The sequence below is a fragment of the Nitrobacter sp. MLSD-S21 genome, from assembly GCF_058809865.1.
Genome location: NZ_JBXASZ010000003.1, coordinates 351,091 through 365,002, shown reverse-complemented (window position 1 = coordinate 365,002; position 13,912 = coordinate 351,091). Strand labels below are relative to the sequence as shown.

Here is a 13,912-nt window from a genome sequence, read left to right as displayed (position 1 = left end):
AATATTTTCGTGGCGGACAGATCAGCCCAATGTCACCCGGTTGGCAACCAGCATGTCCCCGAAGCTATCTCCGGCCAGGAATTCGTATTCCCGCTCGCGCTGGTCGGTGAGGGGATCGAGCGCGAGCAAGATTTCATCGACGAAGCCGGGGTGGCACATGATCAGACCACCATCCGGCAAACCGTTCAGAAATCCCTGCATCAGCGCGGCGAAGTCAGACTGCGCGAAGTCATAGGCGCCGGCGAAGGCCGGATTGAAGCGGATGCCGGCACGCGCGGCATGGCGACGAAATCCGGCGCTTAAAAGATCCAGGAGCAACGCCTTCGGCGTGGCGAATTGTTGCGTCAGCGGGTGTCGGCTGCGGCCACACTGCCGCACCCATGCGTCGGGTGCGGCGGTCTTGACGGCGGTCAGGAAGGCGCCCCGCACCTGAGGAAAAATCTGCACATGCTGATGGCCGTCGACATACTCGGGCGCGCGGCCGAATCGTTCCACAAACGCCGCGATCTGCGCTGTCACCTCGTCGAAAATCATCTCGGGCTCGAGCCGGCGCGACAGGCTGGCGCGCAGCATCTTCGAGAGCGGGAGAAACAACCCGCCATCCAGAGGCCGGTAATGCAGGGTGAGCGGATGAAACGGCGCGGTTAAAGTGAGGTGCAGGCCGATCGCGCAATGCGGATGGCGCGCGCACGCCACCTTCAGCGCCTCCACCTCATCGCGTCCCGCGGCGGTGCCGACCACCATCACCGACGTCGCGTTGATACGCTCCCGTTCGATGAGATCGCGGATCGCGCGGTTGACGCCCGGACTGATTCCGTAATCGTCTGCGCACAGCCGAATCCGGCGTTGCGGTTCATCGCCGCTCATTCGGCGACGGTCCGGTGCGGGCCGCCGTCGGCCGGCTCGGGTTCGGCCTGCTTCATGCTTTGCTCGGCGACGACGTAGATCGGCCGTGCCTTCAGTTCCGAGAGAATCTTGCCGATGTATTCGCCGACGATGCCGATCATCAGGAGCTGCACGCCGCCGATCGTCATCATGCCGACAAACAATGACGGATAGCCGGGAACCGACTCGCCGTCGACCCAGGTTTCCCAGAGGATAGACAAACCGAACAGGAAGGCTGCGAGCGCCAGCAGCAGGCCGAGCAGGCTGGCCAGCCGCAGCGGCGCCACCGAAAATGATGTTAGCCCCTCGATCGACAGACCGAGCAGCCGCGCGGCATTGAAGGTGGTCATGCCGTGAGTCCGAATGTCGGGCTCGTAGTCGACGCGGAACTGACGGAAACCGATCCAGCTCGCGAGGCCCTTGAAGAAGCGGTTTCGCTCCGGCATCCGGCGCAGCGCCGAAGCGGCACGAGGCGACAACAGGCGAAAATCGCCGGCGTCTTCGGGAATCCGCTGGCGCGCGCCCCAGTTGATGATCGCATAAAAGCTGTGCACGCCGATCCGCCGCAGCAACGACTCGTTCGTCCGGTGCGCCTTCGCGGTGTAGATGACGTCGTAGCCGTCGTTGATCCAGTGATCCACCAGCCGTTCCACGAGATCGGGCGAATGCTGGCCGTCGCCGTCCATGAACAGCAGCGCGCCGCGCTGCGCGTGATCCAGGCCCGCCATCAAGGCGGCTTCCTTGCCGAAATTGCGCGACAGCGAAACCACCTGCACGTCCAGCGCGGTGGCAGGAAGCGCGCGGGCGAGGTCGAGCGTGTCATCGGCGCTGCCGTCATCGACATAAACGACTTCGCAGGCGAGGCCGAAGCGCCGCCTTAGCTTTACCGCAAGCGCGCTGAGACGTTCGTGCAATTGCTGGAGCCCGGCGGCTTCGTTGTAAACGGGGACGACGATCGACAGACCTTGCGCAGATGCGGTGGCCTTATCTGCAGGCAGACCTGGAAGGCTGGTAGCTGGAGTCATCGGTCGGTTCCGACGGGGTCAATTCATTCCAGTTTGTAGGGTAGTAAGTGACAGCGTGCGCTTCAACGGGCGGAATGCACGATTCTACGTCCGCAGGAACGCTTCCAGCTTCGCGAAAAGCGGGTTCTCGCGATCGAACACATAGTCAAGCGAGGCGATCGACACCGTTTCAGCACCATGTTGCCTTAGAAAACCGGCGAGCGCGTAAAGCCGGTCCGGCGGGCAATGCAGCGTAACCATCCCGGAGGATGTTGGTCCTCCGAACGGGGAGACTACGCCGAAGCGATCATGTGCCTCTGTGAAGAGTGCAGTATCGCAGCCGGTGAAGCGGGTTCGCACCTCGCGGTATTGGCTCGCGCGGGCGCGGGCGGCGATGTGGTCGAGAATGATCCGCGTCGTTTCGCGTGCACCGCTGGACCAGTCCGCGTCGCGTGACGCGACCAGATTGGCCTGGCTGCGCAGGATCACGCCGTCGTCCAGCACCCTGAGGCCGTTGGCGGTGAGCGTTGCCCCGGTCGTCGTGATATCGACGATCATCTCGGCGGTGCCGACCGCGGGCGCGCCTTCGGTGGCGCCCGCGCTCTCGACGATGCGGTAATCGACCACGCCGTGCGAAGCGAAGAAGGCGCGGGTCAGGTTGATATATTTGGTTGCGATCCGCATCCTTCGGTTGTGCTGGGCGCGAAACCCGGTCGTCACGTCGTCGAGGTCGGCCATGGTACGCACATCGATCCAGGACTGCGGCACGGCGACAACCACGTTGGCGCTGCCGAACCCGAGGCCGTTGATCAGCGCCACGCGTTTGTCGGCGTCGACGATGCTTTCGCGGATCAGATCTTCGCCGGTGACGCCGAGATGCACCAGGCCGCGCGCGAGTTGTGACGCGATTTCGCTCGCAGAGAGATAGGCGATCTCGACGTTATCGAGCTCGGCGATAGTGCCGCGATAGTCACGTACGCCCCGCGGTTTCGAGAGCGTCAGCCCGGCGCGGGCGAAAAACGCTTCGGCATTTTCCTGCAAACGGCCTTTCGAAGGCACGGCTAGAACGAGTGGCGTGGTCATTGCGCGCTCCCGCCGATCCGGCTCGCGGAAGATACGTCTGCGGACCGCGTCAACGCCTCGATCCAGACCGCGAAGCCGACCGCCGGGATCGGTGCGGCTGCCCCAAGTCGCGTCATAAGGTCGTCGTAGCGCCCGCCCGCAACCAGTGGCTCGTCGTCCTGGTCCTTGCGCTGCAGTTCGAATTCAAAACCGGTGTAGTAGTCGACGCCGCGGCCGAAGGCGGTAGCGAAGCTGATACTATCAGTTTCTACGCCTCGCGCGGCCATGAAGCCCGTACGGCTTTCGACTTGATCGATCGCACGGTGAATATCGAGCCCGGCGTCTGAGGCGAGTGCGCGCAATTGGCCGAGCGCGTCATCCGGATCGCCCGATATCGCAAGAAACCGCTTGATGATCGTCAACGCCTCGTGCGGCAGCGCGCCGCTCTTCAGGGTGGATTGTTCGAGGAAGCGGTCGGCGATCTCATCCAAAGAACGGCCGCCGACAATGGTCGCGCCTGCGATCGACATCATGTCGGTCACCAGCGCTAAGGCCGCCTTGCGATCGGAGCCTGCGAGAGCCGCCAGCACGCCTTCGTATTCCTTGTGCCCCGGTCCGGACGCCAGCGTCAGTCGTTCAATATCCAGCGCGAGGCTGACCTTGCGGTTGAAATCCTTCATCAGCCGACGCCGCCATACCGGATAAAGGTCGAGCGAATCGATTAACGCGGTGAACAGCGCAACGTCGCCTGTACGGATGTCGACGTCGGCGATGCCGAAAGCGGCAACGGCTTCCAGACCGAGCGCGAGCATTTCGGCGTCGGCGGCGGCGCGGTCTTGGCGGCCGAATGATTCGATGCCGGCCTGCGGGAATTCGCTTGAGCGGCCGCCACGATAGCGAAACACGGGTCCGAGATAGCAGAAGCCGGCCGGCTTGCCGGCCTTGCTGGACGCGAGATAGTCGCGCGCGACCGGGATGGTGAGGTCGGGACGCAGGCACAATTCCTCGCCTCCCGAGTCGGACGTGAGGTAAAGGCTCTTGCGGATATCCTCGCCCGAGAGGTCCAAAAACGGCTCGGCCGGTTGAAGGATGGCTGGTTCCGCCTTGATATAGCCGGCCTGCATGAACGACGACAGCAGGGCCGCTGCCCGGGAGGCGGTTCGGGTCGCCCCAAAGGCGTGCGTGTCGGTCATCGGCATCGTCCAAGCTTGCGCGCCGCCCACGGGTGTCGCGCCTCCTGCCTAACATATTGAAATTCGACGTATATCGATGGCATGGCGAAGGGCGCCGCGCCGCCGGTCAACATCATTGCGGCAGCCCATAGCACGGCGGGCGGTGAGTTTCGACCTCGTTCCGCCGGCTATTTGCCGAGAAGGTTGACGGCGACGGACGGCGCCTTGCGTCAGAATTTCATCGACGCGAATAGGCGTACGTTGCGGCCGGGCTGCAACACCTCGTCCTTTTTGTAGGACTGGTGGAAGCGGATATCGTCGTTGAGCAGGTTCTCGCCCTTTAGGCCGACGGTGAGCGTCACCGGCCAGTCGCCGTTCGGCAACGTCGTCGTGTGATTGATTTCGGCGTTCAGAAGGTTATAGCCCGGCGTCGGCGTTTCAAACGCGCCGAGGTTTTTTTGGGCGAAAGCGTGCAGCAAGTTGACGCGTGCCGTCCAGCTTGCGTCGCGATAATAGACTCCGCCACCGAGCCGCTGCGGCGGAATCTTCGGCACGAAACTGCCGTCGAGGAATATCGCGTGGACGATGTCGTATTGCGCCTCGACCCCGAACACGCCGTTCCACACCCGCGCCACGTCATGCTCGATCTGGATTTCGCCGCCGGTGAAGCGGGCGTCGCGCTGCGAATAGATGATCTGGTCGTAGGTCGCGCCCGGCGTGCCGCAGGATGCGAAACTCTCGCTACAGCGGACGCCGGTGAAGTTCTTGAAGATGAAGTTCTGATAGCGGGTGTGATAGATCGACAGTTCGAAACGGGTGTCGCCACGTGCGCGCTTGAAACCGAGTTCGACGGTGTTCGCCTTTTCCAGCGTCATGGTCGGATCGCCGATCTCGAACGTGCGCGGCGTATCGTGCGGTCCCTTGTAGAACAGCTCGATGGGATCGGGCGCGCGCTCGACATGCTGCAACGTGGCGCGCGCGACGATGTCGTGCGATAGATCATAGAGCAGCCCCGCGCTGGCGCTCATTGGCACGAAGCGGCGATCAACCGGAAACACCGTGGGTTGATTCGGCGGCGGCAGGAATGTCGCAGGAAACCGCGCGCCGGTGCCGTCGGTCTCGGTCTGCTCGATGCGCAACGCTGCCTGCGTTCGCAGACTTCGCGTGACCTGCAATTCCTCGAACAGGAAGGCGGCGAGATTGGCATTCTGCGCCGGAGCGAGCAGGGGATCGGTCGCGCCGGCGACCGATAAGTTGCGCCGGCTCCATTGCACGCCGCCGGAGCCACGCAATTCGCCCAGCATGGTGGCGAACGGCAGTTGCGTGACCTCGACGCGGGATTCCAACTCCTGGTTCTTAAATCGCGAACCGATCAGCGCGGCGGCGCCGACGCCGTTGATCTCGTTGTGCTTGTAGTCGGAGTAGCCGAGCCAATAGCGCACCGTATCGATGCCGCTTTCTCCCACGCGCCACTCGCCGCGACTCGCCCATTTCTGCTGGCGCAGGTCGATGTGGTTTTTCACCCTGGCGGAATCGATGCCGGGGATGAAGTAGGTCATCGCCGTATCCTGAAACGACATGCCGACAAAACCGCGATCGAAAATGTAGGAGCCGCCGACCGCGTGGCCATCGGAGCGATAGCTGGAATTGGTCTGAATGCCGCCGGGGATACGATAGTCGTTGGCCTGCCGGGCGTATGCGTCGGCATGGATCGCGACGTTGCTGCCGCCGGCATCGAGTTGTACCGCGCCGTCGCGGCCGGTGCTGACACTGTTGAGGCCGCCGCGTGCCTCGAATGCGATGCCGTTCTTCGGAATTGTCGTTGGGATGCGGTTGTTGCTGGCGCTGACCACGCCGCCTGTCGCCTGCGAGCCAAAGCGCAACGTGCCGGGACCGCGAATGACCTCGACGTTCTGTGCCGATAGCGGATCAATCGTCACGGCGTGGTCTTCCCCGAGATTGGCCATGTCGCCGGAGCCGATGCCGTTTTCCTGGGTTCGCACCCGGAAACCGCCGAGGCCTCGGATCACCGGGCGGCTCGCCACCGGCGAGAACGACGTTGCCGAGACGCCGGGCGTGGTCCCGAGCGTGTCGCCGAGCGAAGCGGCGCCGCGCCCCAGCACCTGCTTCGCCGTGAGCAGGCTTGCTGAGGCGAGGGGCACGTCGGCGCGAGGTTGTTCCGGCACGGCGGGGAGCGGCGTCGGCGCCTGCACTGGCGTCCGCGTTCGAGTGACGCGCCGAACGGCGACGCGGACGCGGCGTTTGGCGCGCTTCGGCGCGTCGACGGTGATTCCGGGCAGCAGCTGCCCTTGTGCCCGCGCCTCCATGGTTGGGGAGCCGATCAGGCACACCATCCCCGCGACCACACCCAAAACTACCCCACGCATACTTTTACTTTTTCCTGCGATTAATTTGCAATTGCATATAAGATGCAGATGCAATTCACTTGCAAGTGGAAAAAATGGTCGGAAGCCGAGAGAGGCAGGAATACGTCATGGCAGGGGCTTGCTCCGACCATCGGCGGGACTGTCGAGTCGGAAAAGCCGAAATAGGCCGACCATTACGGGCGGCGGCCGAAACAATCTGACTTTGTCTTTTGAGATGATCTGTCGCGCGAGTCTGACCCGGTGCTCCCTTTCCTTTATTCCGGCTGCCAGTCCCCCAGCACGGTCTGGACAAGGGCGAGGACGGCAACCGCGGCGGTATCCGCCCGCAGGATGCGCGGTCCGAGCGACAGCCGCAGGGTATGGGGTTGGTTGAGCAGGCTTTCCCGCTCGTCTTCAGCGAAGCCGCCTTCGGGACCGACCAGAACGTCGATGCCTTGCGCGCCGCCGCGCATCGGCTCCAGTGTCTGCGCCGGATTTGCCGTCAGAGCGGCCTCGTCGCAGAATACCAGCAGGCGTTCGGGCGCGCGCCGGCTGAGCCAACCATCCAGGGACACCGGCTCCTCCACCGCAGCCAGGCTGAGGATGCCGCATTGCTCGGCGGCTTCGATGACATTGGCGCGCATCCGATCGCCGTTGACGCGCCCGACCTGCGTGAAGCGGGTCAGGAGGGGCTGCAGTGCGCAGACCCCCATCTCCACAGCTTTCTGAACCATGTAGTCGAGCCGGGCATGTTTCAGCGGCGCGAACGCGTAGCGCACGTCTGGCAGGTGGTCCTGTTTCCTCGTCACGGCGACGATTTCAAGATTTTCCGGACGCTTGCGGCCTGAAATTTCTGCGCGCCACTCGCCGTCGTGGCCGTTGAAGACCAGAACGTTTGTCCCGGTCCCAAGGCGCAGGACGTTACCAAGATAGTTACCCTGATTGCGGTTGAGCGGGATTCTGTTGCCCGCCGCAAGCGGTGCATCGACATAGAGCCGGGGACTGCGAAAGTCGGTATGAGGCATGAATGAATCCTGCGCGAGCACTTTACTAGAGCAGGGCGAGGAAAATTGCGTAGCGATTTCCGTTCCCATCAAACCCGATGAACAATTTGCCTTGAACAATGCGGGCTGCGGCATCATTCCGATGGAAAATGTGGGATATTGGGGACGTTGCTGATTGCGGCGCGACCAAGCGTCGCGCTCTCGCCCAATTCGTCGGGTTGTTAGGAATCGGCCGCGATCGTACAAATCGGACATCAAGGCAGGTCGTTTGTTGGTAAAGGTTGGCTTGGGCGTTTGACCCTGCCGGAGGAATGCTGTGATCATTCTGCGCATGATCGTTCCGCTGACGCTCGCGGTTTTCGCTATCGGCACCACGGGCGCGCTCGGTCAAACACCGTTTCCGGCGCCATTGCCTAATAGCTCAACCGGAACGGTCAACGATCCGGCGTTTCCGCCGGTTAACGGGGCGCCCACGCAGAACGCTGCTGCGCCTCAGGACTCGCCGTTTCCCCCCGTCAACGGAACCTCTGCGACGGCAGGCGCGCCCGCTTCATTTCCGTCCGGAGGCGCAGCGCCGGTGGGTAGTTTCGGAGCGCCTGCGCGCCAGCAGGCGGGCCCGCCCGGTGGCGAAGATTGCATGAAGGAATTTATGCCGCTGCGTGAGGCGGCTGAGAAACGGGGCAAGTTGATCCAGACCGCCAGCGCCCGTAAGGCGCCGCCCGACGAAGCCTGCAAATTGATCGGGCAGTATTCGCAGGCGGAAGCCAAGATGATCAAATTCATCGATACGAATTCCCGGAGATGTGGAATTCCCGATAATGTCGGGACGCAGATGCGCAACAACCACAAGGCGACCGAGACGATGGAGCAGAAGGTTTGCGACGTGGCGAAGCAGGCGCAGATGCGCGGCCCGGCCGGCCCGAGCCTCAGCGAGGCTCTGGGGTCGGCATCCGGCGGATTGCCTGAGGCAACCACGCCGAAGAAGGGCGGCAGCACGTTCGATACCTTGAGCGGCAACGCTCTCACACGATGACGGGATTTTGATGAGCGATGCGGCTGCGCGCGTCGCGGACTCGGTCGGCAATTGGGTCGATAGCCGCGCGCCGCTGTGGGCGCGCCCCTATCTCAGGCTGTCGCGGCTGGACCGTCCGATCGGGTCGTGGCTGCTGTTGATACCGTGCCTATGGTCGACGGCGCTGGCTTCGCACCTCGCCCGTGATGTGAGCCAGCTTCCTCTCACGATCGCGCTGTTTCTCATCGGCGCGTTTGCGATGCGCGGCGCTGGCTGCACCTGGAACGATATTACTGACCGCGATCTCGATGCGCGCGTGGAGCGTACGCAGTCGCGCCCTATTCCGGCGGGACAGGTTACGGTGACACAGGCGCTCGTGTTTCTCGTTGTGCAGGCGCTGGTCGGGCTGGTGGTGCTGCTGCAGTTCAACCACTTTGCCATTGCAACGGGAATTGCCTCGCTCCTCATTGTTGCGGCCTATCCTTTCATGAAGCGCATTACCTATTGGCCGCAGGTCGTACTCGGCCTCGCGTTCTCCTGGGGCGCACTGATGGGATTCGCAGTTGTGCTGGGCCGCATCGATGCGGCCGCGCTGGCGCTGTATGCGGGGACGGTCGCATGGGTGATCGGCTATGACACGATCTATGCACATCAGGACGCAGACGACGACGCGTTCATAGGTATCAAGTCCACCGCACTGCTGTTTGGTGAGCGCACGCGCTTAGCGCTGGCGATCTTCTACGGGCTGGCCGTCGTCCTGATCGGCGTTGCCGTGCATCTCGGGGGCGCGCGGTGGCCGGCATGGATCGGCCTTACGGCCTTTGCCGCGCATCTCGCCTGGCAGATCGCCCGGATCGAGATCGGCGACTCCCGGCTCTGCCTGTGGATTTTCAAGTCCAACCGCGATGCAGGACTGTTGTTGTTTGCAGGGTTGCTGGCCAGCGCGTGGCTATAGCCGGGACATGATCCCGAAGCGGTTCTAACGCCCTGCAGTGAACGAATAGAACGAACAGCCGAGGATGCTTTCTCGAACGTTTAGTGTCGCGCGATGATCTCGCGTTCGCCCCGATAGATTGCTGCGGGGTTGAGCAGATCACCGCCGCGCCGCCGCATCAGGAAGGTCGGGCGTCGCCCGCTGATGGTATTGCTCCGTCGCCGACGTGGCGCAGGATCGCGCCTGTCGTCGGCAAGCTGAGGAAGCGCGAGGATCTCGCTCCAGGCTTGCCACGCTACGGCACGTTCATCGGCGTCCTCGGTCACAAGAAGGGGAATGACAAGCGACGGATCGCGGTGAAGCAGCACGAGCGCTCGACCGTCGGCAGTCTCGCGCACGGTGACGCCGATGAATTCGCTGACGCGTACGCTGATTGTCATTTTCATGCCGCGCACCGCGCGGTGCAGCGTCACGCACTCGCGATGAAGTTCGATCTGCCGGATGCCGCCGTCGGCTCGGCTGTCGCGCGCGGCGAAACTGACAGGCAGTGAAAGAGGGTCGAGCCGCAGGCTACGGCTCGACCCAGCGGGATTGATCCCGCCTGTTGCTGTTTGACGCCTCACGGCTTCACTCTCCCCGCCGGAATTATGTTTCCGGTCGATGGGCGAGAGCTTGCCAGAGCGCGGTCCGGATTTGCTTAAAAAGGCTGGTTAATCGAAAATAGCCCGCCTACCATTCGCGCGCATGATTGACAGACCGTTGGCCGACATGCTTGACGGGTTCTTGCCGGGGCGCGGATAATCTTTAATACCCGCTTCATTGAATGCTTGAAGTCCGCGTAGAATAAGCACATCTCATGACGGACCCGCTTGCGCGCCGGTCTTGTCGAAGACCCGGGATTTTATTCGTGATATCTTCACCAAATTCATCGACGGAATCCGTCGTATCCGAGCTGTTCGATCAATCCGCCCTCAGTGAACTCGCCGGGCGACTGGTCGAGGCGGCGAAGCGCGCAGGCGCTGATGATGCGGATGCGGTTGCCGTGCGGGGCGTCTCACAAGGTGTCGAGGTTCGCGACGGCCGCGTCGAGGAATCGGAGCGGTCGGAGGGTGATGACGTTGGACTGCGTGTGCTGGTTGGCAGGCGGCAGGCCACCGTCTCGACCAACGATGTCGGCGGCGATAATGTTGCGAAGCTCGCCGAACGCGCTGTCGCGATGGCGCGCGTCGCGCCCGAGGATCGCTATGTCGGACTCGCCGACCCGTCATTGCTGGCACAAAATTTCCCCGATCTCGATCTGCTCGATCGTGTGATGCCGTCGACGGCGGAACTCGAACGCCGAGCGGTCGAAGCTGAGGCGGCAGGTCTTGCGGTCAAGGGCGTGACCAAATCCGGCGGCGCGTCGGCGTCCACCGGCATCAGCGGCATGGTATTGGTGACGAGCACCGGTTTCCACGGAAGCTATCTGCGTTCGAGCCAGGGCATCTCGATGATGGCGATCGTCGGCGACGGCACCGGCATGGAACGCGATTACGATTTCAGTTCCGCACTTCATGGATCTGATCTCATGTCTCCGGCCAGCATCGGCCGCAGCGCGGGCGAACGCGCGGTAGCGCGCGCCAATCCGCGCAAGGTTGCGACCTGCAAGGTGCCGGTGGTGTTCGATCCTCGCGTCGCGGGCTCGCTGGTCGGCCATGTCGTGAGCGCTGCCAATGGTGCGGCGATCGCGCGCAAGACCAGTTTCCTGAAAGATCGGCTTGGCCAGCAGTTGTTCGCGAAAGGAATCCGGATCGTCGACGATCCATTGCGGATGCGTGGTTTGCGCTCGCAATCCTTCGACGCCGAAGGGGTCGCGACCAAGAAGCTCGCGGTGATCGACGACGGCGTTTTGACGTCATGGCTATTGGATTCAGCGACCGCGCGGGAGCTTGGACTAACCACGACCGGTCACGCCCACCGTGGCGTTTCATCGTCGCCATCGCCGGGATCGTATAACCTGCATCTTGAGGCGGGAGAACTGACGCCGCGCGAATTGATCGCGGACGTCGAACAGGGTTTCTACGTTACCGACCTGATCGGCTCCGGCGTCAACGGCGTGACCGGCGACTATAGTCGCGGCGCTTCCGGATTCTGGATCGAGAACGGCGAGATCACCTATCCAGTCAGTGAGATCACCATTGCCGGGCATCTGATCGAGATGTTCAAATCGCTGACACCTGCCAACGATCTCGCGTTTCGCTACGGCACCAACGCACCGACCGTCCGCATCGAAGGGTTGACTGTTGGTGGGCTCTAAGGGGTCCGATTCTAAACATTCGCATCGCGTTTCAGTGAGCGTTCTTGCGAATGTTGGAGTCAGAGAACCGCTAGAAATTATAAGGTTCGAGCAGGGTTCTGAATTTGACATTCGTATCGGGAGATTGCGGTTCAGGTGAGTAGCGAGTGTCAAATCCACTCCACTAGCGCCGACGGCCGCGCCGACATTTTAGCGCGGGACCGCGCCTTACTGATCGAAACGGTGCGCGAGGCGGGATTGCTGGCGCTTGCGATGCGCCGCACCCAGCTGCGAACCTGGACCAAGGGAGTGTCGTCCCCGGTTTCGGAAGCGGACATCGCCGTTAATGATCTTATTGCCAGCAAGCTGCGCGCGCTTCCGGATTACGGCTGGTTGTCCGAGGAAAGCGCCGACGATCTCTTGCGGCTCGGCAAGAGGAGGGTGTGGATCGTCGATCCGATCGACGGCACGCGCGGCTATCTCGCCGGCCATGACGAATGGTGCGTCAGCGTCGCTCTGGTGGAGAATGTCTCGCCGCTGCTCGCGGCTGTGTTCGCGCCGGCTACGGACGAGTTTTTTCTTGCTGAGCGCGGGCAGGGCACGACCTGCAACGGTCTTCCGGTCGGGGCGACCCACGGCGACGATCTGGATTTTTCAAGAATCGCAGGGCCGAAGCCGCTTCTGGAAAAACTGGACCTGCGGCCGAACGATGCCGCCCTTTGTCCGAGGGTCAGTTCGCTGGCGTTACGACTATGCCGCGTGGCGAACGGCAGAATCGACGCGGCGTTTGCCGGCGGCCAGAGCCACGATTGGGATCTCGCCGCGGCCGATTTGATCGTGAATGAGGCGAATGGTAAAATGACCTCGCTCGGGGGCGAGCCGATCCTCTATAATCGTGCCGAGGTGACGCACGGCGTGTTGGTCGCGGCTGGCCATTCTCGCCACGCGCGCATTCTCGCGCATGTTCGGGATCGTCCGCTGGCATAGGTTGGCTGCTGACTTTGATGGTATTTGCCTGACGGCCGGCGACATAGTAGGACAACGGGCAATGCAGCCAGACAGTCCGCCCCAGCAGTTGCTCCATCTCGTGATCGGAGGCGAACTGACCGATCTCGCGCATACGACCTTCAAGGACCTCGACGAGGTCGAGATCGTCGGCCTTTATCCGAACTACGCATCGGCCCATGCCGTCTGGAAGGCGAAGGCGCAGCAGACGGTTGATAACGCCCACATGCGGTATTTCATCGTGCACCTCCATCGGCTGCTCGATCCTGGTCAAGATACGAAGCCCGCCCATTGAGAAAACTGCTTCGCAATTTGCTGCGCTCCCGCGGGTTTCAGCAGTTCGCAGGCCTTCTGGCCGCGGGCTTTTTATGGCTGGTTTGGCGAACCAACAGGTTCAGCTATGATCCCGAGGATGTTTACGACATAGTCGAGCCGCAGATGCCGGTGATCCTCGCGTTCTGGCATGGACAGCATTTTATGACGCCGTTCATCAAGCGGGCGGAGCATCGCGGCAAAGTTCTGATTTCGCGTCACCGCGACGGCGAGTTTAACGCGCTCGCCGCGGAGAAGCTGGGGATTGAGACCATTCGCGGCTCCGGCGACCACGGCTCCGCATTCAATCGCAAGGGTGGCGTCGGCGCCTTCAAGGAAATGGTCCGTGCACTGGAGGAGGGCTACAACATGGCCCTGACCGCCGATGTGCCGAAGCGCTCGCGGATCGCCGGTCTGGGCATTATCATGCTGGCGCGTGAATCGGGGCGGACCATCATGCCATTTGCAATGGCGACGAGCCGCTTCATCCGCCTGAATAACTGGGATCGCACGACGATTAACCTGCCGTTCGGACGCGGCGCCTTGGTTGGCGGGGAGCCGATTGCGGTTCCTGCCGACGCCGATGCGCAGATGATGGAGATGCTGAGGGTGCGGCTGGAGGCGACATTGAACGATGCGACGCGACGCGCTTACACGAAAGTCGGCCGGCCCGAACTCGAGGCTGGTCCCGAATACGAGGCGGGTCATGCCTAGAGCATGATCCCGAAAAGTGGAATCCGGTTTTCGGATGAGATCATGCTCAATCAAAGGGGTAGGGTTAGATTCTGGTTCAACACAGTTGAATCAGAATCTAGTACCGCCGATTTGAAATTCCTGCACCCCTTGCAGCGGGGTCATCTTCGGGAATTTCAAATCGAAAG

14 protein-coding genes are annotated in these 13,912 nt (G+C 62.4%); 7 read left to right on the top strand and 7 right to left on the bottom strand.

Going from position 1 to position 13,912, the window contains the following annotated elements; genetic code table 11:
• Positions 1 to 21: 21 nt before the first annotated feature.
• The 6 genes from AC1RT6_RS11715 to AC1RT6_RS11690 all read right to left on the bottom strand — a co-directional run bounded on the left by AC1RT6_RS11715 (position 22) and on the right by AC1RT6_RS11690 (position 7,514).
• Positions 22 to 867 carry a ChbG/HpnK family deacetylase gene (locus AC1RT6_RS11715; protein ID WP_079447588.1) on the bottom strand — a complete coding sequence of 282 codons (846 nt, stop codon included), beginning with the start codon at positions 865 to 867 and terminating at the stop codon, positions 22 to 24.
• Positions 864 to 1,910 (bottom strand): glycosyltransferase family 2 protein, encoded by a 1,047-nt coding sequence (locus AC1RT6_RS11710; protein ID WP_079447587.1) that lies wholly within the window; start codon positions 1,908 to 1,910, stop codon positions 864 to 866. Before AC1RT6_RS11710 ends, AC1RT6_RS11715 begins: the two co-directional genes overlap by 4 nt.
• Positions 1,911 to 1,994: 84 nt before the next feature.
• The gene (hisG, locus tag AC1RT6_RS11705; protein ID WP_079447586.1) at positions 1,995 to 2,972 is read right to left on the bottom strand and encodes an ATP phosphoribosyltransferase; all 978 of its coding nucleotides are present in this window, start codon (positions 2,970 to 2,972) and stop codon (positions 1,995 to 1,997) included.
• Complete coding sequence (locus AC1RT6_RS11700; RefSeq protein WP_079447697.1) at positions 2,969 to 4,144, bottom strand: ATP phosphoribosyltransferase regulatory subunit; 1,176 nt, start codon at positions 4,142 to 4,144, stop codon at positions 2,969 to 2,971. The genes hisG and AC1RT6_RS11700 overlap by 4 nt, the downstream gene beginning before the upstream one ends.
• 209 nt (positions 4,145 to 4,353) lie before the next feature.
• Positions 4,354 to 6,510 carry a TonB-dependent receptor gene (locus AC1RT6_RS11695; RefSeq protein ID WP_079447585.1) on the bottom strand — a complete coding sequence of 719 codons (2,157 nt, stop codon included), beginning with the start codon at positions 6,508 to 6,510 and terminating at the stop codon, positions 4,354 to 4,356.
• 254 nt (positions 6,511 to 6,764) lie between these two features.
• On the bottom strand, positions 6,765 to 7,514 hold the full coding sequence (locus tag AC1RT6_RS11690; RefSeq protein ID WP_079447696.1) for a 16S rRNA (uracil(1498)-N(3))-methyltransferase: 750 nt from the start codon (positions 7,512 to 7,514) through the stop codon (positions 6,765 to 6,767).
• Here AC1RT6_RS11690 and AC1RT6_RS11685 point away from each other — a divergent pair.
• The 3 genes from AC1RT6_RS11685 to ubiA all read left to right on the top strand — a co-directional run bounded on the left by AC1RT6_RS11685 (position 7,513) and on the right by ubiA (position 9,460).
• Positions 7,513 to 7,668, top strand: a complete 156-nt coding sequence (locus tag AC1RT6_RS11685; protein WP_158081542.1) for a hypothetical protein — start codon at positions 7,513 to 7,515, stop codon at positions 7,666 to 7,668. The two genes, AC1RT6_RS11690 and AC1RT6_RS11685, sit on opposite strands and share 2 nt — an antisense overlap.
• Positions 7,669 to 7,812: 144 nt before the next feature.
• Complete coding sequence (locus AC1RT6_RS11680; RefSeq protein WP_079447695.1) at positions 7,813 to 8,526, top strand: hypothetical protein; 714 nt, start codon at positions 7,813 to 7,815, stop codon at positions 8,524 to 8,526.
• Positions 8,527 to 8,536: 10 nt separating this feature from the next.
• On the top strand, positions 8,537 to 9,460 hold the full coding sequence (gene ubiA / locus AC1RT6_RS11675) for a 4-hydroxybenzoate octaprenyltransferase (RefSeq protein ID WP_079447584.1): 924 nt from the start codon (positions 8,537 to 8,539) through the stop codon (positions 9,458 to 9,460).
• A gap of 80 nt (positions 9,461 to 9,540) precedes the next feature.
• On the opposite strand, the gene AC1RT6_RS11670 is transcribed toward ubiA, so the two are convergent.
• The gene (locus tag AC1RT6_RS11670; RefSeq protein WP_079447583.1) at positions 9,541 to 10,062 is read right to left on the bottom strand and encodes a DUF6101 family protein; all 522 of its coding nucleotides are present in this window, start codon (positions 10,060 to 10,062) and stop codon (positions 9,541 to 9,543) included.
• A gap of 284 nt (positions 10,063 to 10,346) precedes the next feature.
• Between AC1RT6_RS11670 and AC1RT6_RS11665 the strand changes: the two genes are divergently transcribed.
• From AC1RT6_RS11665 to AC1RT6_RS11650, 4 genes are all read left to right on the top strand, one after another.
• Positions 10,347 to 11,735: a TldD/PmbA family protein gene (locus tag AC1RT6_RS11665; RefSeq protein WP_079447582.1), complete on the top strand. Its 1,389-nt coding sequence runs from the start codon at positions 10,347 to 10,349 to the stop codon at positions 11,733 to 11,735.
• Between the two features lie 135 nt (positions 11,736 to 11,870).
• Entirely contained in the window at positions 11,871 to 12,701 is an 831-nt protein-coding gene (locus tag AC1RT6_RS11660; RefSeq protein ID WP_244553518.1) for a 3'(2'),5'-bisphosphate nucleotidase CysQ, read from the top strand.
• A 61-nt stretch (positions 12,702 to 12,762) separates the two neighbouring features.
• Entirely contained in the window at positions 12,763 to 13,014 is a 252-nt protein-coding gene (locus tag AC1RT6_RS11655; RefSeq protein ID WP_079447581.1) for a DUF4170 domain-containing protein, read from the top strand.
• Complete coding sequence (locus AC1RT6_RS11650) at positions 13,011 to 13,745, top strand: lysophospholipid acyltransferase family protein (protein ID WP_079447580.1); 735 nt, start codon at positions 13,011 to 13,013, stop codon at positions 13,743 to 13,745. The genes AC1RT6_RS11655 and AC1RT6_RS11650 overlap by 4 nt, the downstream gene beginning before the upstream one ends.
• Positions 13,746 to 13,912: the final 167 nt, after the last annotated feature.